The sequence below is a fragment of the Peribacillus sp. QJM3NY_7 genome (genome assembly GCF_056173225.1).
The window spans coordinates 1,081,961-1,107,714 of the sequence record NZ_CM149663.1 but is presented as its reverse complement, the minus strand read 5'-3'; the positions used below and the strand labels follow the sequence as shown (position 1 = coordinate 1,107,714).

The window sequence follows — 25,754 nt, the reverse complement described above, 5'->3', positions numbered from 1 at the left end:
AACGATTTGTTCATTTATCGGGAAACCGTCCCATTTTTTTGACCGTTACGATTGGAGGTGTGCTCTTTTTTTTCCATAAGATATACAGCATGATGAGGATAAAGGAAAAACCAGCAGCCGGTATTAGATAAGGTTCAGTTATTTCCCGGATTTGCTGCCAATTCTCGCCGAGGATCCTTCCTAAGGTCAGGAACAATATGGTCCAAGGTATGACAGCCGCAACCGTATAAAATATAAACTTCCATACTGACATCCTCGCAATTCCGGCAGGGATGGAAATGGCATGGCGAACAACCGGAATGAATCGAGCCGTAAAAACCACGCCCACGCCATACCGCTTAAACCACTCTTCAGCATGTACAATATGATTTTCTTTAATTAGAATATATTTTCCATATTTCAAGAGAAAGGGCCTTCCTCCATAATACCCCGCCCAATAGAGAAATAATTGTGCCATCGTCCCGCCTACCACACCGGCAAGAACAGCTCCCCAAAAATTCATTTTCCCTAGGCCTACCACATAACCACCGTATCCAAGAACAAGCTCACTAGGGATGATTTCAACCATCAGCCCCAATAAAATCCCCATATAGCCCATTTCCGCAAACCAATTCAATATCGTCATAATAAGCTGTGATATCATGCTATCGGACTCCCCTTACCGCTAATTTCAAATTGTTTGTCCTTCTATCCTATTCAGCTCATAACGTTCTATTCGATTTTTCATATCCAGTTTCACAATGCACCACATTCAGGATTGCACAAAAAAAGACCAGCTGCTATGTACTCCGGTCTCTTTACATCAATATTCTTTTAGCTCCCCTTTTTGGGAAATTTGAGAAAAAACAGCGGTAGTGAGTAAGGATGAATCATTTTGTGAAACATTAGTGAAAATCTCCTGCCGTGATTTCGTTTTTTCAATATGAATCCCGAGATCTTTATACTTGTTGATTATTTGATTATTCATGCTTACCCTCCTTTTCTGCTGTACCGTTATCCTTTAACTTCCCATTTAACGAAGTAATAAAACCTGTTTAAACGATTCGATCCAAAAAACAATCAATTGACATGAATGGTTTGCAGTTGGTGTTCATGCACTTCGTCTTTTTCAACATGGACCTGGACCTTATAGGTTCCCGCTTCTTCGAAAGATACCTTATTTAGATATGTTCCATTCCCATCTTCTTCAGCCTTGGTGAAATGACTCTCTTCGCTGCCTTCCTTCCACACCTCGAAATTCACATCTGCATTTGTCAGCGGCTTCCCATTCAATTCAACCGTCGCTTCAAAGTTCGAACTGTTTCCTGCCTTTACAGGGTTACTTTGAAACCCGATAGATACATCCGTACTAGGGTGAACCGATGCACCTTCACTTTCATGTCCTGGAACGACAACTTCCTTTTCAGGCATTACATGAAGGCCTTTAGCCGTTACATGGGACACTACAATATATTTGCCTTGTTCCTCAAAAGTATGCATCACTTGATACATGCCACTTCCAGTATTCTTTGCTTCAAGCATTTCCCGTTTATCCTGTCCGGACTTTCTCACTTCAAATAGCACCTCATCAGCTTCATTCACCAATTGGCTTCCCTGTTTCACTGCCGTTTCAAGAATGACTTCTTTTCCAGGCTCCACTTTCCCTTTAATGACAATTGATGCATCCATCGATACTGGAACAGCACTGTTCACTTCCTTATCCTCTGGCACTTCAGACTCTTGACACCCTGCCAGCATAACTAACAACGCAGTACACATATAAAGTTTTTTCATATGAACTTCCCTTTACTATTTATTAGACTAAAAATCTGTCCTCTTCATATTGCCCATCCTTTCCTTTTTTCAGATTTTTATACATAATTTCACATCAAATGGTTCGCATTACGGTAACTGAAGTCAGCATGCCTACCGCGATGATCGTTAAAAATGAATATAAAAAGATTGAAGTCCCCACAACGCTCAATCCGCAAAGCAGTACACACCCATCAATGAAAAAAATCAGCAGACCTACATTGAGTCCACTTTTCCTGGAAAGGATCTGTGCCAACATATCTGTTCCGCCTGTAGAGGTCCCATACCGAAGCATTAAACCGATTCCAAGTCCAATCAACCCTCCCCCGATTATCGCACTTACATAAATGGGGAGGTTCCATCCTGTGACAGCGTCGGAAAAAATATCGATGCATAAAGAGGAAAAAAGCAAGCCATGCAAGCTGTTCAGGAATAATTTTTTTTCAAAGTACCAAGCATATATATATAATGGAATGCTGCTCAATATCACACCCAGTCCTGTCGGAAGTCCTATATAGTAATGAAAAATCAGCCCAATCCCTATCATGCCGCCATCCAATAAATGATAAGGTATCAGAAAAAAATTGATTCCCACACCTACAAGCATGCTGCCGGCAATGATCGCTGCCATCCGTTCCATGATTTTCATGGCTGCCACCCCCTTTAATTCTTGCATTTAAAACTTGTCTTGGTTTCTATAGAATATGTTTGTACCATCAAAAAAATAATGAAACTGAGCAATTTTTTATGAAACGGTCCTTATTTATCTGAATATTCTATAATATGTTACAATAAAGTAGAGAAAACAGTCAAAAACAGCTAATTATTAGCTCAAACTGATCCTTTACAAGCAATTTACCGGATTTAAGGTGCCGTAAGCTGTTTGACTGAATGATTAACTCTTTCTATAATGAAAGTATTTAAATTAATTAGATTGAGGTGATTTGATGGGGCATTAAAGAATGTTCGTTGTGACGGACAGGCGCTGCTTTGCGTAACGGATATGTGTCCTTTTGGAAAATGGCTGCACTCCTTCAGACAGAAATTCTTCTATTTCCCGTCTACGCATCGCTAATCGGCATATACTATTATTCTCTTCATCACTAAAAGAAATGGGAGTTCAAGCGGCTGCACATCTATGGCCACAGAAGCAATCCCGAAAATATTCAGCACGGCAAAAAAAATATACTTGTATATTTTAAAAATGTAGGAGGTGTACTCCTTATTCGTCTCGAAGGCGAGTTAAGGGAGACTATTTGGACATAATAAACTTGGTTCTTATTGCCATTTTAATTGCTTTAACAGCATTTTTTGTAGCTACGGAGTTTGCGATTGTTAAAGTGAGAAGCACGAGGGTCGATCAATTAATTGAAGAAGGAACGAGGAATGCCATTTCAGCAAAGAAGGTCATCTCCAACCTGGATGAATACCTCTCAACTTGTCAGCTCGGAATTACCGTTACAGCTCTAGGGCTTGGATTCCTTGGGGAACCGACAGTTGAAAGCATTTTGCACCCACTCTTGAATCAATTGAATCTTCCAAATTCAGCTTCACATGCACTCTCGGTTGCAATTGCCTTTTCTTTCATTACGTTCATACATGTCGTTGTTGGAGAATTGGCACCGAAAACATTGGCGATTCAAAAAGCGGAGCAAGTAACATTATTGGTTTCGAAACCTTTAATTGCCTTTAACAAAGTCATGTATCCATTCATCTGGGTACTGAATGGCTCTGCAAGGACGCTTACAAGAATGCTAGGATTAAAAGCGGTTTCCGAACATGATTTGGCTCATACAGAAGAAGAGCTTCGAATCATTGTTTCCGAAAGCTACAAAAGTGGCGAAATTAACCAATCAGAGTTTAAATATGTGAATAAGATTTTTGAATTCGATGATCGGATCGCAAAAGAAATCATGGTTCCACGTACAGAAATTGCAACGGTATCCAAAGATGATACGATCCAGCAGTTTTTCACCGTAATGGCGGAAGAGAATTTTACACGATATCCTGTCATTGATGGTGATAAGGATCATGTTATCGGAATGGTCAATATCAAAGAGCTATTCACTGAAATGATAGACAGAAACAATCAGGCAGCGTCAACGATCGACCGATATGTCCGTCCGATCATCCGTGTCATTGACAGTATCCCGATTCACGATTTACTTTTAAAAATGCAAAAGGAACGGATCCACATGGCCATCCTCATGGATGAATACGGCGGTACCTCAGGTTTGGTTACCGTTGAAGATATCCTTGAAGAAATCGTTGGCGATATCCGCGATGAATTCGACCTGGATGAAGTTCCCGATGTCCGCAAATTAAAAGAAGATCACTACATCATCGATGCCAAGGTATTAGTAAGTGAAGTGAATGATTTACTCGGATTGGATATCAATGATGAAGATATTGATACGATGGGCGGATGGATCCTTACAGAGGATTATGAGGCCAAACAAGGTGATATCCTGACTTATGGTCCCTATAACTTCAGGATAAAGGAAATGGAAGATCACCATATTCGTTATATTGAAATATATAAACAGGCAAAAGTCGTAAGCGAAGTGAAAGAATTCCCGATCATATCACAAACCGAAATCGTTTCATGATAATAACCCCCGTTCCTAATACAATAGGAGCGGGGGTTATTTTTTTTCAACTGGTACATGAAATAAAATAAATACATATTATATAAAACCTGCTTCATTTAACATTGGATGATTACATGAAGTATAGTTCTACCATTATTGTTTCATACTGTTAAAAAAGCGATACTTTTTGAAGGAGTGAAGAATCATGAAACTCATAACCATTTGCCAGCACTGCAAAGGGAAAGGGAAAACCCGTTATCTTCAATTCTTTTCCCGGGACTGCAATCATTGCAACGGTCAAGGTAAAGCGGTAAAAGATATGTCAAATTTAAGAAATCAAGCCAAAAACATCTAATAATCTTTCATATTTTGAAGTTGGTTTTAATGACACCTGCCCTCTTTAGCGTATCATAAACAATCAGTATCGAAGGTCCAAGGAAAAGCCCAAGGAAACCAAGCATCTTAAACCCTAAATATAGACTGACCAACGATGCCAATGGGCTCAACCCCATATTTGCTGAATAGATTTTTGGTTCGATGGTCCTTCTTATGATGGTAATGACCAGGAATAGAATGATGAGGCCAACACCAAGATGATGATTTCCTTGAGCCCAAACGATCGCTGCCCAAGGAACCAGCACAGATCCCGTCCCCAGGATAGGAAGAATGTCCACCACCACTATTAACAGTGCCAATGGAATCATATACTTCACATTTAACAACCATAGTCCTCCATAAGCCATGATGAACGTTATTAAACTCAACAGGATTTGTGCCTTTATGAAGCCTACGGCTGCCATACTTAAATCTTGATAAACTAGCGAAATTTTTTGATAGGTGGATGTCTTTAAATAAAGGACTGCCTTTTTTCTTAATTTAGGCAATTCAAGACTGAATAAGAATAAAGCGATTAAGTAAATTAAAAAGTCAATGAAAAATCCAGGAATGAGTGTCACGAACTGGACCATATCCTGAACAAAGCCCTCTGTGAACCCCTCCAGAGCCATGACTCCCTTTTCCATCGTCTGTTCTACCGATTGAATGAGGTTTGTCGGCAAAGTTTGCGAATACCGTTCCCATTGCCTAATGACTGGCAATATAGCCGTCAAATACACTTCACGTATGAAACCGGGAAATTCTTCCGAATAGACAATGACCTTCTTGATTAATACCGAAAAAGAATAATAAGTGATGCTCATAAGCCCGCCTACATATAAAACAAATGAAATTAACACTGCCCAAAAACGATGCAGCTTTGCCGTTTCACCAATCATGCGGACCAATCCATCCAAAAGAACGGCGGTGAGCAGCGCTAAAATCAACGCCCATGAATACGGAATGACGATTAATATGACTAGAAGGAGTATTCCCCTCCAAAACCAGCGAAAAAAGACGGCGACATTCACTGAACAAACCCTCCTTGCACCTTCCTGTTCTCCTTATATTTATGAAACGGGGACACATATATTTCGCTTATACGTTTTATTTTCTCAATAAGGGGAAAAAGAGATACAAAGAGATGGAGGGATTCACATTGGATAATAAAGATAAAGAAAAGTATCTTGAGGAGCGTAATGATAAATCCAAGGCCTTCAAGAAAAATCAGGAGAAACAGCTGGAACGTGATCAAGTGGTCATGCCCATTGATGATTTACCAATTGATGAAATTAAATATGAACATCAAGAAGAACGAAATAAAAAAGAAACAAAGCACCGCTCCACCAGCGAGAAGTTTTAAACAAAAACCAGCCACTTTTTAGAGGCTGGTTTTTGTTTGCAGGATATACTGCATTCAGCGCGTTTTATACTTTTACCAATTTCGTCGGCACTTATGGACCATTTCAAAGAGTAATATTTCTTCCCATCATATATTACAAGCAGTAGACTAAAAGGGGTCCGGAAAGTGTATCTATCTTTAATTGATGTACCGGCAGCACCTTCAACTCCTCAGGTATGGTTTCTAACTAAATCTTATAACAAAGTTGATTGGAGCGGGTGTTCGGGACTCCTGCGGGAAAAGCGCGTCCAATGGAGACCCTTCAGGTGCAAAAGCGCCGAGGGCCGACCGCCCGCGGAAAGCGAGTGCCTGGAACGGAAATAAACGCCCAAATGGACAAACCACAAAAAAACTGTAGGTAAACATGAATTCTCGACTTTGTCTCCAGGCTGAAATATATTCCATCATGATTGATGCTCTTCTTGTGATTGTGCAGATGCTTCCCCCTTTGTTGTTTGAGATTTGGGAAGACTGAGCTTTCCCTCAATTCATTCATATTGCCAGAATTTTACCCTTCCCCGCTTTGCTTCCAAAAATAAACATTGACTGAAATAAATGATTCTTTACAATAGACTTTTAAGAATTAAAGAATATAATGGACTGGTCGACCATTATAAAGGAGAATCATATGACGAACCCTACTCAATTATTTCATCAATATTTACAAGTATCAAGATCATTAGTCAGCAAAATGAATGAACAAATTACAGCCCTTGAAATTTACCATAATCAGTGGACAATCCTGAATTACTTAAAGAACTGTGGCTATTCCACAATCCCCGATATTTGCAGTTACCTGGATGTAGACAGTGTGATCATCACACGTTCGGTCAACAGCATGGAACAGAATAATATGATTAAACAAGTTCCTGGTAAAGATGAACAGGAAAAACGAATCGAACTGACCCCCCGGGGCAAAGAGGTACATACAAAATGTCTTAAGATTGCAGAAAAAATCGAAGGAAAGGCCTTGGAAGGCATCACTGAAGAAGAACAGGAAGTATTTTTCCAGACGGTTCTTAAAATCCTCAATAATATAAGAAACTAAAATGGGTAGCTTGTATCATTTTTAGAATAAGTGTGAAGCAAGGAATTTCCTTACTTTCCCACCAAACTATAGCCATGCCTTTTTTAAAAGCCGGATTCCAGCTTCGATTTCCCTTTCGGTTAAACCACCGTACCCAATCAAAATAGTCGGATCTTTCACTTTCTTTGAATGATAAACCGATGTTGGGTGGACTTTAACCCCCACACTGGCAGCCCTTTGGATGAGCTCTGCCTCACTGCTGCCGTTTTTTACGTTTAAAAGAACGTGCAATCCTGACTTTTCACCGATTATGGCTACACGATCATGGAAGCTCGCTTCCATTGCGTTCAGCAGCACCTTATTCTTTTTACGATAAATCGTTCGCATTTTATTCAGATGGCGTTCCCAATGTCCATTTTTCATAAAAAGACAGAGCGTTTCCTGAATCAGCCTGGAAACGGTCTGTTTATATCCGATTAACTTCTGCTGAAATCGGCAAGACAACTCCATGGGTAACACCATAAATCCCACCCTGATCGATGGGATGAACGACTTTGAAAACGTGCCTAGGTAGACGACCCTTCCATTTGTGTCCAACCCCTGCAACGACGGAATCGGTTTGCCTGCATGTCGGAATTCCCCGTCATAATCATCCTCAATAATATAACCTTTTTTTTCCACCGCCCAATTCAATAATTCCACCCGTCTAGTTATCGGCATGATCATACCGGAAGGAAATTGATGGGAAGGTGTGACATAGGCTACATCCGCTGTACTCTCTTTCAAGGAGTCCACACTTATTCCACTTTCATCCAAAGGTATGAATTCCGTAACCGCCCCCTCCAGCCTCAGTACCTCCCTTACCCGATGAAAGCCAGGATCTTCTAACCCAAATACCCGCTCATTTCCAAGTAGTAACCGCAGAAGATGGATGAAATACTGGGTACCTGCCCCAATGATGATTTGATCAGCCCCGCAGCGAACTCCTCTTGATTGGAATAGATAGGATGAAATCTCAGCCCTAAGCCCCCATTCACCTTGTGGATCACCGCTCATGAACATTTCCCTTTCCTGTAGATACAACGTATTGTTCAAGCATTTTTTCCATATGGCATGCGGGAAAGAATCCACGTCCACCCGGCCATGATTGTAATCTATCTCATTTCTTTCATTCAGAGGGTCCATTATCCCTTCTGTTACAGGCAACGGCTCATTCAAGGCTGAAATCGGTTCTAAATCGGCTACGTAATAACCTTTCCTTACTTGACTTTCCACATATCCTTCTGCTATCAACTGCTGATAAGCCGTATCAACTGTATTCAGGCCTATCCCTAAATGCAAGGCCAGTTTTCGTTTAGAAGGCAGCTTCATTCCGGCCTTTATTTGTCCATTCTGGATTTCCTTTATAAAGTATTTATACAATTGCACATATAAAGATTCTTTGTTCGTTTTATCTAGGGTTAGAGTGATTTCAAACATTTGGTCCTCCTTCAAACTGGTTCCATAAATTATATCAGCATTGGTCCTTATTGCAGAACCAGAATATTTTTATAATGAAGATATCAATCAAGAGGAGGAAGCTATGGAGCATTTCAAATTATACGGTAAACACGTGATACTCACCCCGATGATGGAACATCATATCGAACCGCTTTACGCCGCTTCCCTGCCATCTGAAATATGGAAATGGAGTGCAACAAAGATTTTGTCATATGAAGAGGCGATCTCCTATGTAAAGGAAGGCATTCGAGCAAGGGAACAGGAACTTCATCATCCATTTGTCGTTATCGATCGGACAGATGATTCGGTAGTTGGCAGCACGAGCTTAAGGAATATTCACTTTCATAATCAATCGCTGGAAATCGGCGCGACTTGGTATCATCCCGACAAATGGCGAACAGCCATTAACACCGAATGTAAGTACTTGTTATTGCAGCATGCTTTTGAAAAGTGGCAAATGAAACGGGTTGAATTCAGGACGGACGAATGCAACAAAAGATCACGTGCCGCAATAACCAGGCTCGGCGCCCTTGAAGAAGGGATTTTGAGGATGGAGAAAAAGCTGCAAGATGGGAGGATTAGGAATACGGTGGTCTATAGTATTCTCGAGCATGAATGGCCCAGGGTGAAAAGGAATTTGGAAGCTTTTTTAGAAAGGTGAATATGAGAAAAAGAGTGCCGTTGTTTTGCACTCTTTTCTCTTGCTGCTATTTTTTATGTGAGTCTTTACGAATTTCCGTTAAAGAATCCTTTTGCCTTTTCGTTGATCGAATGAATTTGAAAATACCAATCGCAAATAAAAATGGCATTAGTAAAGCAAAAAGAAGATAAATCATATCACCAAAGAACAAGTTCATTACCCCCTAAGCAATGCGACGCACACTTTTGTCTGTAAAGCTTTTCCGTCAGACTTGGATGATCCCCGCTTAGTCCAAGCTTTGTGACAAGCGGATCATATCCTGGCACTGAATCCCATTTTCATAAATGGCCTCGGAATAGTTTCTAGTAAAAAAATCCCGATCGACCCCAGTCATTCTAAAACCGCATTTTTGGTAAAGGGCAAGCTGCCCTATCCCCGAATTCCCCGTTCCGATTTCAATCATTTTATATCCCTGTTCCCTTGCATGGCCTATCGCATGTTCAATCAATTGCCTGCCGATTCCTCTTCCATGGTACTGTTCATCGACCGCGATGTTCATTATCTCTATCAGTTCCGGGCCTTTTTGCAGTAAAACACAAACGCCGATCATCCGGTTATCACCCATGGCAACAAAGCACGTTCCGCTTCCCAAATATTCCTCGACCAATTCCCTTGAAGGATCTGCCAAAAGCAATAAATGCATCGGGGGTGGCTCATCCAAGAATAATTCCCTTATCTCCATCAGCATCCAAACCCTCCTCAGTTTAATTCATCCACAAGCAGTTCAACCAATTCCGATGCAGGAAGTTCCCTGCTCAACTTATAACCCTGTCCTGCCCACAAAGCCATCAATTCAGGATTGTTCTTTTGTCCGGCTGCTTTTCGCATTTGTTTGGTCATGTGATGGACATAAGGATAGCCGACCGGTGCAACGCTATCATATTCCGTTAAAAAGTGATTCACCAACCCGCGTGCCCTCCGGCCGCTGAAGGCTCGGGTAACAGCAGTCTTAGTAAATCGGGGATTTCCCAGCGCCGCCTTATGGACCGGACTTGCCCCGCTTTCGGGACAGCGAAGGAAAGCGGTACCCAATTGCGCCGCTGTTGCTCCCGCTTCGAGCACGGCTGCGATATCCTTTCCATGCATCAGTCCGCCCGCGGCAATGATCGGTAAGTCCAGCTCAGCCCCTATCATCCGAATCAATACTAAAAGGCCGTAATCATCTTCTGTGCGGTCATCAAAACTGGCCCGGTGCCCCCCTGCTTCAAACCCCTGCACACATAGAACGTCCGCGCCTGCTCCCGCCGCCTTTTTTGCTTCCTGAAGGTTGGTTACTGTCACTGCTATAAGGGAACCGACATCTTGGAGCTCCCTTATTACATCTTCCGTTGGACATCCAAACGTAAAACTGACGACCGCGACCCCAGTCTCCTTCAATACAACTAGTTTATTTCCCCAATCATCGTCATCACTATCGGCTTTTCCAATCTCAGCCCCAACGCTCTCGGCCTCTTTTTCGATCTTTTCACGATAGCCAGATAATATATTTTCATCCGCCGGCTCGTTGCCTGGCACAAATACATTCACGCCAAAAGGGCGTTCAGTCAACTGACGGGTCTGCCCTATCTCGTCCATCATCTCTTCCGCAGTCTTATAGCCAGCTGCGAGAAAGCCCAATCCTCCTGCATTGGATACAGAAGCCGCAAGCTTTGGAGTGGAAGCTCCTCCTGCCATCGGTGCCTGAATGATTGGATATCTCATTAACTCTTTCAACATTCGATACAACTCCTCTTGATTTTTCTTCATGCCCTTATCATTTTTACGTTTTCTTGGTATAATGATTATCTGTAAGAGAAAAGTGTCTAAATGATCACCCTTTATATCTTGCAAATATAAAACATAGGTGGTAACTAAAAAATGGAAACAAAACCATATAGAGTATTACTTTATTATTTGTATGTACCTATCGAGAATCACGAAGTATTCGCAGCCGAACATCTTGCGGCATGTAAAGCCCTTGAATTGAAAGGCCGTATCTTAGTGGCTTCAGAAGGTATCAACGGAACGGTTTCAGGTACGATTGAACAAACCGACAAATATATGGACATGATGAAAAGCGATCCCCGCTTTGCCGATATCGTGTTTAAAATAGATGAAGCTGAAGGCCATGCTTTCAAAAAAATGCATGTTCGTCCACGCCATGAACTTGTAACGCTTCGCTTGGAAGACGACATCAACCCGAACCAGACGACAGGCAAATACTTGAGCCCGAAGGAATTCTTCGAGCAAATGCAAGATGAAAACACCATCGTCCTTGATGCCAGAAATGACTATGAATTTGATTTAGGACATTTCAGGGGTGCAATCAAGCCAGAAATCACGAATTTCCGTGAACTTCCGGAATGGGTACGGGAAAATAAAGAAATGTTCGAAGGAAAAAAAATCCTAACGTATTGCACTGGCGGTATCCGCTGTGAGAAATTCTCCGGCTGGCTTGTCGAAGAAGGCTTTGAAGATGTAAGCCAGCTGCACGGCGGCATCGCAACATACGGGAAGGATCCCGAAGTCCAAGGTGAGCTATGGGATGGCCAAATGTATGTTTTCGATGAAAGGATTGCCGTACCTATCAATCAAAAGGAACATGTCATTGTCGGACGCGATATTTATTCCGGCGAACCTTGTGAACGCTATGTCAATTGCGCTAATCCTGAATGCAACAAGAAAATCCTTTGCAGCGAAGAGAATGAACACAAACATATGCGCAGCTGTACCCATGAATGCCGAGTGCATCCGCGTAATCGCTATGTAGTCGAGCATAACCTTTCTGAAGAAGAAGTGGCTGAGAGATTACAGCTAATCGAAGATTCCATTATGGCAAAATGATTTTAGCAAACCCGAATCAGTGGACATGATCCCTGTTCGGGTTTTTTATCGATTAAACCAAATCTTATTTTTCTATATTAAACTTATGCCTTGGATTTCATTCCACTGTAAGAATTAACTTCGATCTTTAATGCCATCTGCTTTTACTGCAATATTACTTCCATTCTTACTTCTATATTACAATAGAAAAAACCTTCTTAATACGTAAAAAGAATGGTTTCCGCTTTTAGATTTTAGCGGTCATCAGTCTTACCTGCATGAAAAGAGCGATTCCTTTTTAGGGGAATCGCTCTTCATTCATGTTATTTTGCATCTGCACTTACAACAATCCCGCAAGCTTGTCTATCGCCTGCATCACCAGTTTTCAAAGTATCTGCATCCGGTCCTTTTTCTCCATTGGCTTCATAGCGGTCAGGAATATTGGCAAAGTTGTCTGGGTTAGCATGAACGATTACAGCCAGCTCTTCTTTCTTCAGTTGGTCTATTGTCATGTTATCCAATGTTGCCGTATATTTTGCTGTCCCATCTTCTTTTACATATAAAGGGGGCATATCACCTGCGTGTTTAGAATGCGTTTCATCAGTTGGGTTGAAGTGTCCTCCCGCTGTAGTGAAAGGGCCATCCTTGGCATCCGGCTCACATGCTGCGTTCTCGTGAACATGGAATCCATGGTAGCCTGGCTCAAGACCTTCCAAAGCGGTCTCGATCACTACAGAATTCTCTTCAGCGGTAAAGTTCACCGTTCCAAGTGTTTTACCTTCTACATCTTTAACTTCCGCTTTCACCTGCGGATCAACCTCTGTATCCGTTCCTTGTCCCACTGTAGTCATGTCCTCGGCATTATTATCAGCCTGATTTGAATCATCCGCTGAATTGCATCCATACAGTAAAAAGGCAGCACACATAGGCAGTATAAGCTTTTGTTTATAGTTCATGATAACTTCCCTCCACTCTCTTATATGTATCTTCCTCTTATTACTTTCCACTATTATGGAAGAATAAACAGATAGCGGCATAAATAGGAAAATAGATTACACCAATGAGAGTGAACACCTTACTAAATTCACAGACAAGGATATTACACTATAGCTTAATGGGCTCACATTTTTACAAAGTGATGACCCCGAAAGTAATGGCTGCGATCGTCATGATGATGGTTGTCCCAAACGCCCATTTAAACAGGAATTTTTGATGATCCCCAAAATCCACGCCTACAAGGCCAATCAATATGAATGTTGCAGGCACCAATGGCGATAAGGGGAACCCTGCGGTCGAATGACCTAATAATGCCGCCCTTCCGATTTCTACAGGGGCAATGCCGAAGTTCGATGCCGTTTCACTTATGATTGGCAGAATGCCAAAATAATAGGCATCAGGTGAAAAAATGAACCCCATCGGTATGCTCGTCAGCGCTACCACCAGTGGCAAATGTGCCCCGAGCCACTCCGGAATGACAGTTACGATTGAAGCAGCCATCGAGTCCATCATCTTTGTTTCCGTGAATACACCCGTAAAAATCCCAGCTGCGAAAATGAGTGTACAAATCATCACGAAACTATTGGCATGACTTAAAATCCTTTCCTGCTGTTCTTTTGGGTTCGGAAAGTTAACGAATAGTGCAATCGCAAAAGCTGAGGCAAATAAGATTTGGATCGGCAGCACTTCCATCACCAGTAATACCATCAGTAAAATCGTCAAGAACCAATTAAACCAAAAAAGCCTGGATGTTCCTTGTGGTGCGGATTCAACAGCTGCAGCCTGTTCGCCCATACCAGGTTGGATGTTCGTCTCCAAGGAGCCGACTCCCAATCTCTCCCTTTCCTTTTTGCCAAGTACATATGCCGAAAAAAGCGTCCATAAAAGACCGCAAACCATGACCGGAATAAGAGGAATGAATAACTCCGATACTTCAACCTGAAGGCTCGCGGCCGCCCTGACCAAAGGACCGCCCCATGGAATCATGTTCATGACGCCAGCGGCCAAACCAACGACACAGGCCAATACGAGCCTGTTCATCCCTAATTTGATATAAAGCGGCAGCATGGCCGAAACAGTGATCATGAATGTAGAAGAACCGTCTCCGTCCAAACCTACCAATATGGTTATAATGGCGGTTGCCATGACAACCTTTAGCGGATCTCCTTTTACAAAACTCAGTATTTTAGCGATCATGGGCTCGAATAAACCAACGTCAATCATTAAACCAAAATATAGAATAGCAAAAACGATCATGACTGCTGTCGGTGTCACCTTTAAAATACCCGCAACCATCATATCTCCCATTTCCGAGGCAAACCCACCAATCAGACCAAAAGCTATTGCCGTGAAGATAAAAGCGACAACTACTGATAACCGCTTCGTGATGACCAAGACCAGAAACGTTAAAATCATACAAAACCCTAAAATCGTCAACATGTTTAAAACTCCTTTAATTGGAAAATGTATACCTTTTGTTTATTTGACTTTTCTGAAAAATCAGTATTTTCACATTATACCATTTGCCCATTCATTAAAAAACCTGTTAAACAAATTCGTTTAATAAATTAGTTAATTTCTGTATACTATTATTTAGGAACCCGAAGTTTTTTTCGGAGGAAAGAAGTGTTGTATGTAAAATGAACGCTCATAAAATAGCTAAACGGAACCTTTTCATCATGTGGTTCGCCAATTTCTTCATAGGCGGGAGCATGACGATGGTTCTCCCATTCATATCCTTATACATTGGTACATTCGGAGATTATTCGACTCAATATATCCAGCATTGGTCCGGATGGACTTTTGGAATCACTTTCGTGACAGCCTTTTTATTTTCACCCATTTGGGGACGGATTGGTGACCGGTATGGCAGAAAGAAAATCTTGATTGCCTGCGCCTTTGGGATGGGCCTGTCCATCTTCCTGATGGGATTCGTCGAAAATGTTTGGCAGCTATTCGTCCTAAGGATGTTCACAGGAATATTCACTGGCTTCATTTCCATGTCCCAGGCCTTCATATCAACGCAAACACCAAAAGAAATTGCCGGACGTGTACTGGGAACCTTACAAACGGGAAATATAACCGGTTCCCTTTTCGGACCATTGCTTGGCGGCGTCCTTGCAGACACACTCGGCTATTCAACCGCCTTTAAATTCACCTCCATCACCATTTTCATCTCTGGTCTTCTTGTTTTTGCAACCAAGGAGTACCGAATGGAGCGGCAGGAGGGAACGAAGTCGAGCTATACAAGCAGAGAGGTTCTCTCACATATCTTAAGGAATCCCATCCTGGTGAATGTCATGCTCATCTCCACGCTTGTCCAAGTTGCCCACTTCAGCATCCAGCCCATTCTTTCTTTATACGTTGGTGAGCTGCATGGAACTTCCAATCTTGGTTTTTATTCAGGAATCGCCTTTTCTGCAGCAGGCCTGGGGAATTTATTGATGGCGCGTCACTGGGGCAAGATAGGTGATCGGCATGGACATGTGAAGATACTTGTGCTGCTTCTTTTTCTGACAGCTCTTGTCTACTTGCCCGGTGCCTTCATCAATCATTTTTGGCAGCTTGTCTTTGTACGTTTCATACTAGGCATGGCAATAGGCGGCATCATCCCTGTAAGGATTGCCTACATTCGCCAAGAAGCGCCTGTCGCAATGCAGGGGGAAGTGCTTGGGTACAATACGAGCCTGCGCTTTTTAGGCAATATCATCGGACCCGCAATGGGCGGAATGGTTGCTGGTTTCTACGGATTCTCTGCCGTCTTCATCACGACAAGCACGTTACTCCTCATAGCCGGACTTGTCCTCTATTTCGCGATGCACCGCAATCCGGAGTTGGCCAGATCACATTAATCACATTTTTGGCAAGGAAGCCTGCTTCCATCTGGAAGCAGGCTTTCTCATGTTTAATGCTCATACAGCTGCAGTGCTCGATACTTCTGGAGCTTTTTTATATGGGGAATGATAGAAGAGAAATCAAGGAAAAGAGATTTGAAGGGGTCAGTCATGCCTATCCGTAAAATCCACCAACCCTTATGACACACCCACAAACTGATAAGTATTTTTCCAGCACTTCATAACACATCGAACTTTATGTTAAGATTAATTCAGGCAAATTTTATGAAAGTAAAAGACGCAAAGCCAAGGGCCTAAACCAACAACTTAGTTGTCACGGCAGCCGGGTTGCCGAGATTTTTCTTGAATGGATCACTTTATAATTAATTTTCTTGCCCCTTTTTAATTTGCCTAAAATTAAAACAAGGAGGGTTATATATGTTCTTTCCAACCATTTATTCAGCTACTACGGATGAAAGACACATAGTTAAAGATAAAAATACTTGTGCATGCGGCACAAGATATAATGCATTCGCAATGTTATCCAGAAGCGACCTTCGAAAGATCAGGTTCAAGCATTATAAAGAAGTAACATGTCCTTTATGTAAATCCAGTATCATTGATGAGGAATAGCCTCTTAACACAAGGACGGTTCATACTCCCAAACTTTGATAGCGCTGGCTTTTCATCCTCACCACTTCCATATATGGTAAAACGGGAAAATATCATTCCGTTAAAAAAACTCTCTTACTTCCTGCCCACATATTGACACAGTTAGAGCACGATCTTTTTTTCATTATATGAATGGTAAAGGTACGGTCACCCTATAGGGCTCGATAAGATATAAATCAAGTAAGCGTAGAATGTCATGAATCGGTTCCAATCGGTGGCGTAAAGCTAGCAGGAAAGGGAAATCCATGTTTTTGATTTTTAATTATGAAATAGATCTCTACCGTTTTACTCCACTCCCCCTTAGCGGGAATTTCACAAAAGCCTATAGGGGCCCCTTACGTCAAAATGGCCAAGCCATTAACGGAAATCCCATTCGACTGACTTTATTACAAGCTTGACCTGTATGCATTCGCCTACCTCGATATAATTGACTTCCTTCACATGATATTTTTCTCTCTTAAAGCATTTTCCTTCGTAAGATAAGAAATGAATAGCCCTCGATTTGTCGTTTATATTATCCATATAGATAGAATAAAGGACTCATGCTATAATTTAGTGCGTTAAAAAAGAAATGAACACACATATATAAAAGAAAGAAGGAGTGTTTCTTTGAATACATCTGCATACAAAAAGGAATGGTTCGGCAACGTTAGAGGAGATGTTCTTTCGGGTATTGTCGTTGCCTTGGCATTGATTCCAGAGGCGATTGCCTTTTCGATCATTGCTGGCGTTGACCCAATGGTTGGTCTATATGCCTCATTCTGCATTGCCATCGTCATCTCATTTGTCGGCGGAAGGCCGGGAATGATATCGGCTGCCACTGGCGCAATGGCACTCGTCATGGTCGACCTTGTTAAAGATCATGGCTTGAACTATTTACTTGCTGCAACCATATTGACTGGTTTGCTGCAAATTTTACTAGGGGTTTTAAAAATCGGGAAATTAATGAAGTTCATTCCGAAGCCAGTCATGACTGGTTTTGTGAATTCTTTAGCCATCTTGATTTTCACGGCACAGCTCACCCATTTCGTGGGCGAAACATGGATCATGTATGTCATGACAGCCGTTTCATTAGCTATCATTTATCTTTTTCCGCTGATCACGAAAGTCATACCTTCACCACTTGTCGCCATCATATTCATGACGATCGTTGCAGTTACCACGGGGGCTACGGTGCGGACGGTTGGAGATATGGGGCAATTGACCGAAGCGCTTCCGATGTTCATGCTTCCAGACATCCCTTTGACCTTCGAAACTTTGGCGATCATTTTCCCTTATTCCATTGCCCTTGCGTTTGTTGGACTGCTTGAATCGTTATTGACGGCTCAAATTGTCGATGAGATGACTGACACGGACAGTAATAAGAATAAGGAAGCCAAAGGCCAGGGGATTGCGAATATCATCGCCGGATGTTTTGGCGGCATGGCAGGATGTGCGATGATCGGCCAATCCGGTATCAACATTAAATCTGGTGGAAGGGGCCGGCTTTCGACATTTGTAGCGGGCGCATTCCTTATGGTATTAATCGTGGTATTGAATGATGTCCTTATCAAAATACCGATGGCTGCACTTGTCGCAGTCATGATCATGGTTTCAATCGGGACATTTGACTGGTCTTCCCTAAAGAGGCTCACTAGAGCTCCTAAGTCGGATGCAGCCGTGATGATTGTGACGGTCCTCATTGTCCTTTATACACATGACTTATCAAAAGGCGTATTTGCCGGAGTGCTTTTGAGCATGATTTTCTTCTCGGCTAAAATTTCTAAAGTGGCAGTAGAGAAATCGGCAGACATCCAGGCTAAGAAAATCACTTATCGTATCAGCGGACAAATATTTTTCGCTTCTGTCCAGGACTTTGTTTCAAAGTTCGACTTCAAGGAAAAAGCCGATGCAATCGTCATTGACTTCTCCCATTCCAAGATCTGGGATGCTTCAGCAGTCGGTGCTGTCGATACGGTTATTCTTAAATATCAGCTCTTGGGAATACCTGTCCAAGTCCAAGGACTCGATGAAGAAAGTTCGACATTGCTTGAAAAACTCGCCACCTCAGAAAGTAAAATATCTTAAAGAAGTAAAATTCTGCTGAATAGAAACTTTTCAAACCGACAAAATAGATAACATGAATCATTTCCTTTTGAAAGGAGCGAAAAGCATGACACCCGAGCAGGATTATACGGCAGCAAATCTGTCACCGGATTTATTGAATGAACTGAAAAGCTTTGAAAGCAAACTTGGCGAGGAAGCCAATAAAGAATTGATTGTCATCGCCTATGAAAAAGAAAAGGAATCTTTAAATTAAGAAAAAAGACTCAAACACCCTAAATGGGATGGTTGAGTCTTTTTTTGAATGTACAAAAAAAGGCTGCCCAAGTTTTAATGAGCAACCCTTTTCCTGAATTATTTGCTGAATACGTCGGTTAAGACCGGAACGATTTGTTTTTTACGCGATACAACGCCTTCCAAGACGGCGATGTTATTGTTTAATGAAACGTCATATGCCTTTTCAACCGCATATGCCGCTTTACCAAGGGCCAAGGCAACGGAATCATTAGTCAGGATATCCGTAACGACGAATAGGAACAAGTCCAATTCCTTCACTGCGATGACCGCTTCAATCGCTGCTTCCAATTCTGCTTGCTTAGCAAGGACTTCGTTCGGATCAACGGCATTGACCTGTGCTATTTCCACCTTAGCCATTCCCATGGAGAATTCCTTGGCATCAAGAGTGATGAGCTGGGCAATCGTTTTGTCGCTTAAGTCAGCTCCCGCTTTCAACATTTCCAAGCCATATTTTTCAGCGTCGACACCAGCAATGGCAGCGAGTTCCATTGCTGCTGCAACGTCCTGCTCTGTGCAAGTCGGCGATTTGAACAATAAAGAATCGGAAATGATGGCAGACAGCATAAGACCTGCGATTGCTTTAGGGACTTCAATGCCGTTTTCTTTATAAATTTTATTTAAGATGGTTGCCGTACAGCCAACTGGTTCCGCACGGTAATATAATGGATCGCTTGTTTCAAAGTTAGCGATACGGTGATGGTCGATAACTTCCAACACACGGACTTGGTCAATATCTTCAGCGCTTTGCTGGCGTTCGTTATGATCGACCAGGATTACGCCATCAGCTTCCCCTGCAACTTTTTCCACAAGACGGGGAGCATCGAATTTGAATTGGTCCAATGCATATTGAGTTTCACCATTCACTTCACCCAGACGAACTGGTTCAGCGTTGATACCTAGCTGTTTTTTAAGATCTGCATAAGCGATTGCTGAACAGATTGTGTCTGTATCCGGGTTTTTATGTCCAAAAACTAATACTTTTTCCAAGATTTTATCCCCTTTTTCATAAATATTTTTCCGCGAATCCCCTCAGTGCAATAACGGAGAGCCACCTTTACTAGACACTTTATTTTAACACAAAATCCCGTAAAATCAGCGCTTGATTTATCCATTCCCCCATAAAATCTTTCATTCCCCCACCCTCTTCCATCACTTTGTCAATAGATAAGGGTTGGTTTTTTTCAAATATATTAGTTGAATTATCATCGTATATGGCTTACGATAATATAAGCAGAAATACTAGATATTGATTACATAAACAATTCCAATAACTATATATAGAATTTTTATTATCCAAGGTGCCAGTGATGGCTGAAAAGGGAATCCGGTGTAAACCCGGAACTGTCCCCGCAACTGTAAATGTGACGAAATGAGAAAACCACTGTATAGCTCTCTATACGGGAAGGACTCAAAGTAGGATGATCATGAGTCAGGAGACCTGCCTTGAATTTTTCACGTTTCTTATTCTTCGGGGATTGAGATGATGAAACGATAGTATAACGGCTATTTTTTCATGCCTCTTTTATTCTATCGTTTGATCCGCTCAATTCTTTGGGCGGTTTTTTTATTTTAGCGGAAGTTAACAAGGAGGATTATTAATGACTCAAACATATAACTCTACCATAAGTGAAAATGACACAGAAGCGAAATCCATCCAGCTTGAGATGTTATCGAAGGAATTCGAAGGCCGTCTCGATATGGAAAAGTTCAAAAAGCGTTTTACAAAATGGCTTGATCGCAAAAGTGACTCAACCGAAGAACAGGCTTCAAAAAAACTGATTCAGCTCGCTCTTGAAGGCGTGGATATCGATGCCCCGGATTGGACATTCGTTGCTGCAGCAGAACTGTTGAATACAATGTATAGGGATGCACAAGCCAATCGAGGTTATGAAGGCAAGAGTTATGGCCCGTTCTATGAGCTGATCACAGAACTCTCCCAGCTATCGGAAGGTCAGCGTTATCCCATTTATAAACCAGAACTGCTATCTTCATATACAAAAGCGGAAATTGAGGAATTGGGATCGGTGATCGACCCGGAAAAAGATAAATTATTCTCTTACATAGGCATCTACTTATTGAATGACCGTTATCTGGCCCGCCCAAAAAAGGACAAGGTCTTCGAACTGCCGCAAGAACGTTTCATGATCATCGCGATGGAAATCATGCGAATGGAAAAAACGGAGCACCGCCTGCAACTGATAAAAGAAGCATACTGGGCCATGTCCAACCTTTATATGACCGTTGCGACTCCTACACTCTCCAATGCAGGTAAAACACATGGACAGTTAAGCTCCTGCTTTATCGACGCAATTGAAGATTCCATCGACGGAATTTACCTATCAAACTACGATGCGGCAAAAGTATCTAAATTCGGCGGCGGTGTTGGTCTTTACGTCGGTAAGGTTCGCTCGCTTGGTTCCGATATCCGCGGTTTCTCTGGAAACAGTTCCGGCACGACGCCCTGGATTCGACTATTCAACCAGACAGCTGTAAGTGTCGATCAATTGGGGCAACGTAAAGGTGCCATCGCGATTTACTTGGATGCCTGGCATAAAGATATCATGAGCTTCCTCGATTTGAAGACTCAAAACGGGGATGACCGATTAAAAGCACATGATATTTTTACAGGTGTATGCATACCGGATTTATTCATGGAGGCTGTACGCGACAGAAAAGAATGGTATCTTTTCGATCCACATACCGTTAAGCAAACCCTTGGATTTTCACTTGAAGATCTTTATGACGAAAAGAAAGGCGAAGGAAGCTTCAGGAATCATTATGAACTTGCTGTCGAGGCCGCAGAAAATGGCACGCTTCCAAACTATAGCTTTGAAAAAATCAATGCGATGGACATCATGAAAAGCATCATGATTTCTCAATTAGAAGAAGGCGTACCGTATATGTTCTACCGCGATGAAGTGAATCGGAAGAATCCGAATAAACATAAAGGTATGATTTATTGTTCTAACCTTTGCACGGAAATTGCCCAAAACCTAAGCCCTTCGACGATCACGGATGAATATGAAACAGAAGATGGAGATGTTGTTGTGGTTCGTAAAAGCGGCGATTTCGTTGTCTGCAACCTTTCATCCATTAACTTGCCCCGAGCGGTGGGCAGCGATGTTCTGGAAAGATTGATTCCCATTCAGATCCGTATGCTGGACAATGTCATTGATGTGAATAATCTTCCTGTCAAACAAGCATCCATCTCGAACAAACGGTACCGGGCAATTGGTTTAGGAACGTTTGGATGGCATCATTTACTTGCCACTCAGAATATTTATTGGGAATCGGATGAGGCTGTTCACTATGCCGATGCTTTATACGAAAAGATCGCTTACTTAACAATCAAAGCATCCAACGAGTTGGCCAAGGAAAAAGGATCATACCCATATTTCGAAGGATCGGATTGGCATACAGGGGAATATTTCGAGCTTCGTGACTATACAGATCAAAAATGGCTGGATTTAAAAGCAGACGTGCAGGAGCACGGAACCCGTAATGGCTATTTAATGGCGATTGCCCCCAATTCATCGACAGCCAAAATCGGTAATTCCACGGATGGAATCGATCCTTTGTATGAAATTGAATTTTACGAAGAAAAGAAAAACTTCAAATTCAAGGTGACCGCACCAGGCTTGACGCCAAATACGTATGAATATTATAAAAAGACGCGATTCAATTTGGATCAACTGGAAAGCATCAGGCAAAATGCAGCCCGCCAACGCCATATTGACCAAGCAATCAGCTTTAATCTGTATGTACACAACACAATCAAAGCGAAGGTCCTATTGGATATCCATTTAACGGCGTGGGAATCTGGGTTGAAATCAACGTATTATGTTCGTTCGACTTCTTCCGAATATGACAATGCCTGCGAAAGCTGTTCTAGTTAACGACGATCAAACCCTTAGTAATCTATTCTTAAAGGAGTTTTCACGAATGACCAATCATATAAAAAAGATCCGGATGCTGGAACCAACGCATCCAACAAAGGCAACCGGTGTTTTCAAAGGAGAAGCTTCAGGCTTTCTCCTTTGGAACGATATTCAGTATGAGAAATTCTATGATACCTATACACAGCTCATCAATAACTTTTGGAAGCCTTCGAGCGTGAACATGATTCAGGATAAAAAGCAGTGGGGAGAATTGGACGAAGATATCCAGGACGCTTTTCTTGATATCCTTACGATGATTGCTGGAATGGACAGTCTACAAACGCCTACTTTAGTAGAAATCCTTCGGTATATAAAGGATCCTGCGGCAAAAGCTATCCTGGCAAACATGGCCCAGCAGGAATCCATCCATAATGAATCCTATTCCTATATCCTTGCTTCCCTGATACCGGTAGGCAAGCAAAAACAGCTTTTCGACCGCATTAAAGAACATCCGGAAGTGATTAAGCGTAATCAACCGATCGTAGATGCCTATCAAAAGTTCGTGGATGATCCAAGCCCTCAGCATTTATTCGAGGCACTGATCCATTCAACGAACCTCGAAGGGATTTATTTCTACCTGGCTTTCGCCTTCTATTATAATTTAGGACGCCAGAACCTTATGACCGGCTCGGCTACGATGATATCCTATATCCATCGCGATGAAATGGTCCATTTCGATTTCATTGGCATGCTCGTTCAAATCTTGATGTATGAATATCCAGAGTTAAATAATGAAGAAAACACGAAATTCATCTATAAAACGATTGAAAAAGCCGTCGAACTCGAAAAGGAATGGTCTGAATATATGCTTGAAGATATCCAAACCAAAGCCGATCTCGATTTGGAAGAGTTCAACGAATACATCGAATATATCGCCAACAAACGGCTTCGCATGCTAGGCCTTGAAAACTTGTATAAAGAGTATAGTGAAAACCCGATGCCTTGGATCAAAACGTTCGATGATGAATCCATCGGCCTTACCAAAACCGATTTCTTCGAACAGAAGTCAAGGACTTACAGTCAAGTAAATGCCAGCAATGGGTTCGATGAGCTGTAAAATCGCCATTGTCTATCATTCTGCCGGCGGCAATACAAAAGCGCTTGCCGAAGCCCTCGCTGCCCTTTTACCTGAGGCTTTCCTATATCGAATGAATGAATTCGATTTACGTACATTGCCGGATTACGATGCCTTGATCGTCGGCACCTATACATGGGGCAATGGGGAGCTTCCCGCTAAATCAGCAGCCTTTTATAAAGAACTGGAACAGTTGCCTATTGCTCGCCTGAAAACGGGAGTCTTCGGCACTGGCGAAACCAATTATAATCATTTTTGTGGGGCGGTCGATCATTTCCGGGATATGTTATTTGCCAAAAGCCAGTTATTGGTGACATTGAAGATAGAACAGATGTATCAAGAATCAGACTTGCCCAGACTTCACAAGTTCGCCTCGCTATTCCAGAACTGACTAAAAGGTGATATGCGTTTTCGCATATCACCTTTTAGTATTTTTTTAAAAATTTGTCTCCCTATATCATAGCAGCGGTAAGCATGAAGTATAATGGAATAAAAAGGGGATAATATCCAATGACTGAAAATTTAACCCAGTTCCTGCCTATCCTGTTTATGCTAGTGCTTGTCGTATTCGTTATATTCATCGTTTTTTACCTGGCAGGGCATTTTAATCGTTCTAAACGGATTGAGGAAAAATTGGACAAAGTATTAAGGGAAATGGCCGAAAAAAAAGAAGAATAAACGTGGTTTCCCTTACAGGGGAAAATAAAAAGACTCCAGTATCGGAGTCTTTTTTTATATGCGTTCAATTATTTTTGAACGTTAGCTGCTTGTGGTCCACGAGCGCCTTGCTCGATTTCGAAAGAAACTTCTTGGCCTTCTTCAAGCGTTTTGAAGCCTTCGCCTTGGATAGCTGAGAAATGTACGAATACATCGTCTTGGCCTTCAACTTCGATGAAACCGAAACCTTTTTCTGCGTTAAACCATTTTACTTTACCTTGTACCATGATAGTTCCTCCTGTGTTTGGAAAAATCCATTTTATTACTATTTTTGGTTCTGGATAATGTTTCAAGAGGAATCCTATAACAGTAAATCCTTCTATCAAACTTATTCCGAACAAAAATAATTACTCATATTATATCATGGAAAATCCAAAAAAAACAAGATTATCGCAGTAATTCCACCGACAAATTATCCTAAAATTCTACATATTCCTCTTCTTGCTTTGACGGAAACCTTCGTCCAATAAGTAGCGCTCCGCCTCTACTGGACTCTCGAAACACTCCTCAAGATTCGAGCCTGAATACACGTTCCAAAGCTGATCTTCCCTTTCAAGTGAAAGCTCTTGCTTTTCACGGCCAATCCATGTTCCTTCCAACCTAGCGAACTCGTTTTCCTCTTCTTCGATTTCAACAGGAGGTTCAGAAAGATAATCCATGCTTTTTTGAATCAATTCTTTTAATTCCGCTTCATTATAGTCACGTATATTGATAAATCCTTTACGGTCAGTGTCTTTTTTTCTCATATGCCCTGCGTAAACGAACCCATTTCCATTGGGATGCAAGTGCTGAACGACGATCTTTTTCTCCTGGACGCTATCTGGATAATGGAAGTTCACACGTCCCAATGAAACGTCTTTTCGCTGTAATTCCGGAAAAGTTTCAATGATGCTCAATTTTTCTTCAAATGTTAACAAATTTCTTCCTCATTTCATTAGTTCATATTGTTTGTCGATTATAACACAGACTGATTAGAAACAATAATCCCCCTCTT

At 41.9% G+C, this 25,754-nt stretch carries 26 protein-coding genes and 2 riboswitches; of the genes, 12 read left to right on the top strand and 14 right to left on the bottom strand.

The features are described 5' to 3' along the window. Positions 1–10: 10 nt before the first annotated feature. The 4 genes from uptA to AC0VX1_RS05240 all read right to left on the bottom strand — a co-directional run bounded on the left by uptA (position 11) and on the right by AC0VX1_RS05240 (position 2,440). The gene (uptA, locus tag AC0VX1_RS05255) at positions 11–640 is read right to left on the bottom strand and encodes an undecaprenyl phosphate transporter UptA (protein WP_413022574.1); all 630 of its coding nucleotides are present in this window, start codon (positions 638–640) and stop codon (positions 11–13) included. Between the two features lie 162 nt (positions 641–802). Beyond that, a complete protein-coding gene (locus AC0VX1_RS05250) occupies positions 803–967 on the bottom strand; it encodes a hypothetical protein (RefSeq protein ID WP_156319568.1) in 165 nt (54 codons plus the stop codon). A 92-nt stretch (positions 968–1,059) separates the two neighbouring features. Continuing rightward, positions 1,060–1,773, bottom strand: coding sequence for a FixH family protein (locus AC0VX1_RS05245; protein WP_475470225.1), 714 nt, complete (start codon positions 1,771–1,773; stop codon positions 1,060–1,062). Between the two features lie 94 nt (positions 1,774–1,867). Beyond that, positions 1,868–2,440 (bottom strand): YitT family protein, encoded by a 573-nt coding sequence (locus tag AC0VX1_RS05240; RefSeq protein ID WP_222620123.1) that lies wholly within the window; start codon positions 2,438–2,440, stop codon positions 1,868–1,870. Between the two features lie 607 nt (positions 2,441–3,047). Between AC0VX1_RS05240 and AC0VX1_RS05235 the strand changes: the two genes are divergently transcribed. After that, the gene (locus AC0VX1_RS05235) at positions 3,048–4,400 is read left to right on the top strand and encodes a hemolysin family protein (protein WP_057275741.1); all 1,353 of its coding nucleotides are present in this window, start codon (positions 3,048–3,050) and stop codon (positions 4,398–4,400) included. 344 nt (positions 4,401–4,744) lie between these two features. On the opposite strand, the gene ytvI is transcribed toward AC0VX1_RS05235, so the two are convergent. Then, positions 4,745–5,788 (bottom strand): sporulation integral membrane protein YtvI, encoded by a 1,044-nt coding sequence (gene ytvI / locus AC0VX1_RS05230; protein ID WP_106026679.1) that lies wholly within the window; start codon positions 5,786–5,788, stop codon positions 4,745–4,747. Positions 5,789–5,916: 128 nt separating this feature from the next. Between ytvI and AC0VX1_RS05225 the strand changes: the two genes are divergently transcribed. Then, positions 5,917–6,120, top strand: a complete 204-nt coding sequence (locus AC0VX1_RS05225) for a hypothetical protein (protein WP_057275739.1) — start codon at positions 5,917–5,919, stop codon at positions 6,118–6,120. Between the two features lie 667 nt (positions 6,121–6,787). Continuing rightward, positions 6,788–7,207 (top strand): MarR family winged helix-turn-helix transcriptional regulator, encoded by a 420-nt coding sequence (locus AC0VX1_RS05220; protein WP_034314851.1) that lies wholly within the window; start codon positions 6,788–6,790, stop codon positions 7,205–7,207. 66 nt (positions 7,208–7,273) lie between these two features. On the opposite strand, the gene pdxR is transcribed toward AC0VX1_RS05220, so the two are convergent. Beyond that, entirely contained in the window at positions 7,274–8,665 is a 1,392-nt protein-coding gene (pdxR, locus tag AC0VX1_RS05215) for a MocR-like pyridoxine biosynthesis transcription factor PdxR (protein ID WP_475470221.1), read from the bottom strand. Positions 8,666–8,768: 103 nt separating this feature from the next. Here pdxR and AC0VX1_RS05210 point away from each other — a divergent pair, with 103 nt between their 5' ends. Next, on the top strand, positions 8,769–9,347 hold the full coding sequence (locus AC0VX1_RS05210; RefSeq protein ID WP_413022566.1) for a GNAT family N-acetyltransferase: 579 nt from the start codon (positions 8,769–8,771) through the stop codon (positions 9,345–9,347). Positions 9,348–9,393: 46 nt separating this feature from the next. Here AC0VX1_RS05210 and AC0VX1_RS05205 read toward each other — a convergent pair whose 3' ends face one another. The 3 genes from AC0VX1_RS05205 to AC0VX1_RS05195 form a co-directional block, all read right to left on the bottom strand. After that, complete coding sequence (locus AC0VX1_RS05205; protein ID WP_475470219.1) at positions 9,394–9,537, bottom strand: hypothetical protein; 144 nt, start codon at positions 9,535–9,537, stop codon at positions 9,394–9,396. A 75-nt stretch (positions 9,538–9,612) separates the two neighbouring features. After that, entirely contained in the window at positions 9,613–10,068 is a 456-nt protein-coding gene (locus AC0VX1_RS05200; RefSeq protein ID WP_413022573.1) for a GNAT family N-acetyltransferase, read from the bottom strand. A 17-nt stretch (positions 10,069–10,085) separates the two neighbouring features. Next, entirely contained in the window at positions 10,086–11,099 is a 1,014-nt protein-coding gene (locus AC0VX1_RS05195) for a nitronate monooxygenase (RefSeq protein ID WP_475471709.1), read from the bottom strand. A gap of 144 nt (positions 11,100–11,243) precedes the next feature. Between AC0VX1_RS05195 and trhO the strand changes: the two genes are divergently transcribed. Continuing rightward, complete coding sequence (trhO, locus tag AC0VX1_RS05190; RefSeq protein WP_413022564.1) at positions 11,244–12,209, top strand: oxygen-dependent tRNA uridine(34) hydroxylase TrhO; 966 nt, start codon at positions 11,244–11,246, stop codon at positions 12,207–12,209. Between the two features lie 302 nt (positions 12,210–12,511). Here trhO and AC0VX1_RS05185 read toward each other — a convergent pair whose 3' ends face one another. Both AC0VX1_RS05185 and AC0VX1_RS05180 read right to left on the bottom strand, forming a co-directional pair. Then, positions 12,512–13,144, bottom strand: a complete 633-nt coding sequence (locus tag AC0VX1_RS05185; RefSeq protein WP_268590674.1) for a superoxide dismutase family protein — start codon at positions 13,142–13,144, stop codon at positions 12,512–12,514. A gap of 172 nt (positions 13,145–13,316) precedes the next feature. Continuing rightward, positions 13,317–14,624, bottom strand: coding sequence for a CitMHS family transporter (locus AC0VX1_RS05180; protein WP_106026683.1), 1,308 nt, complete (start codon positions 14,622–14,624; stop codon positions 13,317–13,319). A gap of 200 nt (positions 14,625–14,824) precedes the next feature. Between AC0VX1_RS05180 and AC0VX1_RS05175 the strand changes: the two genes are divergently transcribed. From AC0VX1_RS05175 to AC0VX1_RS05165, 3 genes are all read left to right on the top strand, one after another. Beyond that, positions 14,825–16,036, top strand: coding sequence for an MFS transporter (locus AC0VX1_RS05175; protein WP_034314861.1), 1,212 nt, complete (start codon positions 14,825–14,827; stop codon positions 16,034–16,036). 247 nt (positions 16,037–16,283) lie between these two features. Beyond that, positions 16,284–16,374, top strand: a riboswitch (cyclic di-GMP riboswitch). A 925-nt stretch (positions 16,375–17,299) separates the two neighbouring features. Then, complete coding sequence (locus tag AC0VX1_RS05170; RefSeq protein WP_336058925.1) at positions 17,300–18,757, top strand: SulP family inorganic anion transporter; 1,458 nt, start codon at positions 17,300–17,302, stop codon at positions 18,755–18,757. A gap of 85 nt (positions 18,758–18,842) precedes the next feature. Next, complete coding sequence (locus AC0VX1_RS05165) at positions 18,843–18,989, top strand: hypothetical protein (protein ID WP_153246080.1); 147 nt, start codon at positions 18,843–18,845, stop codon at positions 18,987–18,989. A gap of 98 nt (positions 18,990–19,087) precedes the next feature. Here AC0VX1_RS05165 and AC0VX1_RS05160 read toward each other — a convergent pair whose 3' ends face one another. Beyond that, positions 19,088–20,017 (bottom strand): manganese-dependent inorganic pyrophosphatase, encoded by a 930-nt coding sequence (locus tag AC0VX1_RS05160; RefSeq protein ID WP_034314865.1) that lies wholly within the window; start codon positions 20,015–20,017, stop codon positions 19,088–19,090. A gap of 292 nt (positions 20,018–20,309) precedes the next feature. After that, a riboswitch (cobalamin riboswitch) is annotated at positions 20,310–20,490 on the top strand. Positions 20,491–20,628: 138 nt separating this feature from the next. Here AC0VX1_RS05160 and AC0VX1_RS05155 point away from each other — a divergent pair. The 4 genes from AC0VX1_RS05155 to AC0VX1_RS05140 all read left to right on the top strand — a co-directional run bounded on the left by AC0VX1_RS05155 (position 20,629) and on the right by AC0VX1_RS05140 (position 24,721). After that, positions 20,629–22,926: a ribonucleoside-diphosphate reductase subunit alpha gene (locus tag AC0VX1_RS05155; RefSeq protein ID WP_475470214.1), complete on the top strand. Its 2,298-nt coding sequence runs from the start codon at positions 20,629–20,631 to the stop codon at positions 22,924–22,926. Between the two features lie 46 nt (positions 22,927–22,972). Continuing rightward, complete coding sequence (locus tag AC0VX1_RS05150) at positions 22,973–24,025, top strand: ribonucleotide-diphosphate reductase subunit beta (protein ID WP_061461932.1); 1,053 nt, start codon at positions 22,973–22,975, stop codon at positions 24,023–24,025. Beyond that, positions 23,997–24,434 (top strand): flavodoxin domain-containing protein, encoded by a 438-nt coding sequence (locus AC0VX1_RS05145; protein WP_475470212.1) that lies wholly within the window; start codon positions 23,997–23,999, stop codon positions 24,432–24,434. The genes AC0VX1_RS05150 and AC0VX1_RS05145 overlap by 29 nt, the downstream gene beginning before the upstream one ends. A 119-nt stretch (positions 24,435–24,553) precedes the next feature. Then, a complete protein-coding gene (locus AC0VX1_RS05140) occupies positions 24,554–24,721 on the top strand; it encodes a hypothetical protein (RefSeq protein WP_155727238.1) in 168 nt (55 codons plus the stop codon). Between the two features lie 68 nt (positions 24,722–24,789). Here the strand turns inward: AC0VX1_RS05140 and AC0VX1_RS05135 are convergent, their stop codons facing one another. Both AC0VX1_RS05135 and AC0VX1_RS05130 read right to left on the bottom strand, forming a co-directional pair. Then, positions 24,790–24,987, bottom strand: coding sequence for a cold-shock protein (locus AC0VX1_RS05135; protein ID WP_028393295.1), 198 nt, complete (start codon positions 24,985–24,987; stop codon positions 24,790–24,792). Between the two features lie 198 nt (positions 24,988–25,185). Beyond that, on the bottom strand, positions 25,186–25,677 hold the full coding sequence (locus tag AC0VX1_RS05130) for a hypothetical protein (RefSeq protein WP_475470209.1): 492 nt from the start codon (positions 25,675–25,677) through the stop codon (positions 25,186–25,188). Between the last annotated feature and the right edge of the window lie 77 nt (positions 25,678–25,754).

Bases quoted from the DNA above. Each gene is read 5' to 3' on its own strand.
- AC0VX1_RS05135 (WP_028393295.1), bottom strand. From the start codon at position 24,987: ATGGTACAAGGTAAAGTAAAATGGTTTAACGCAGAAAAAGGTTTCGGT.
- trhO (WP_413022564.1), top strand. From the start codon at position 11,244: ATGGAAACAAAACCATATAGAGTATTACTTTATTATTTGTATGTACCT.
- AC0VX1_RS05210 (WP_413022566.1), top strand. From the start codon at position 8,769: ATGGAGCATTTCAAATTATACGGTAAACACGTGATACTCACCCCGATG.
- AC0VX1_RS05180 (WP_106026683.1), bottom strand. From the start codon at position 14,624: ATGTTGACGATTTTAGGGTTTTGTATGATTTTAACGTTTCTGGTCTTG.
- pdxR (WP_475470221.1), bottom strand. From the start codon at position 8,665: ATGTTTGAAATCACTCTAACCCTAGATAAAACGAACAAAGAATCTTTA.
- AC0VX1_RS05145 (WP_475470212.1), top strand. From the start codon at position 23,997: ATGCCAGCAATGGGTTCGATGAGCTGTAAAATCGCCATTGTCTATCAT.
- AC0VX1_RS05140 (WP_155727238.1), top strand. From the start codon at position 24,554: ATGACTGAAAATTTAACCCAGTTCCTGCCTATCCTGTTTATGCTAGTG.
- AC0VX1_RS05250 (WP_156319568.1), bottom strand. From the start codon at position 967: ATGAATAATCAAATAATCAACAAGTATAAAGATCTCGGGATTCATATT.
- AC0VX1_RS05220 (WP_034314851.1), top strand. From the start codon at position 6,788: ATGACGAACCCTACTCAATTATTTCATCAATATTTACAAGTATCAAGA.
- AC0VX1_RS05175 (WP_034314861.1), top strand. From the start codon at position 14,825: ATGAACGCTCATAAAATAGCTAAACGGAACCTTTTCATCATGTGGTTC.
- AC0VX1_RS05245 (WP_475470225.1), bottom strand. From the start codon at position 1,773: ATGAAAAAACTTTATATGTGTACTGCGTTGTTAGTTATGCTGGCAGGG.
- AC0VX1_RS05185 (WP_268590674.1), bottom strand. From the start codon at position 13,144: ATGAACTATAAACAAAAGCTTATACTGCCTATGTGTGCTGCCTTTTTA.
- AC0VX1_RS05155 (WP_475470214.1), top strand. From the start codon at position 20,629: ATGACTCAAACATATAACTCTACCATAAGTGAAAATGACACAGAAGCG.
- AC0VX1_RS05150 (WP_061461932.1), top strand. From the start codon at position 22,973: ATGACCAATCATATAAAAAAGATCCGGATGCTGGAACCAACGCATCCA.
- AC0VX1_RS05165 (WP_153246080.1), top strand. From the start codon at position 18,843: ATGACACCCGAGCAGGATTATACGGCAGCAAATCTGTCACCGGATTTA.
- AC0VX1_RS05240 (WP_222620123.1), bottom strand. From the start codon at position 2,440: ATGAAAATCATGGAACGGATGGCAGCGATCATTGCCGGCAGCATGCTT.
- AC0VX1_RS05200 (WP_413022573.1), bottom strand. From the start codon at position 10,068: ATGGAGATAAGGGAATTATTCTTGGATGAGCCACCCCCGATGCATTTA.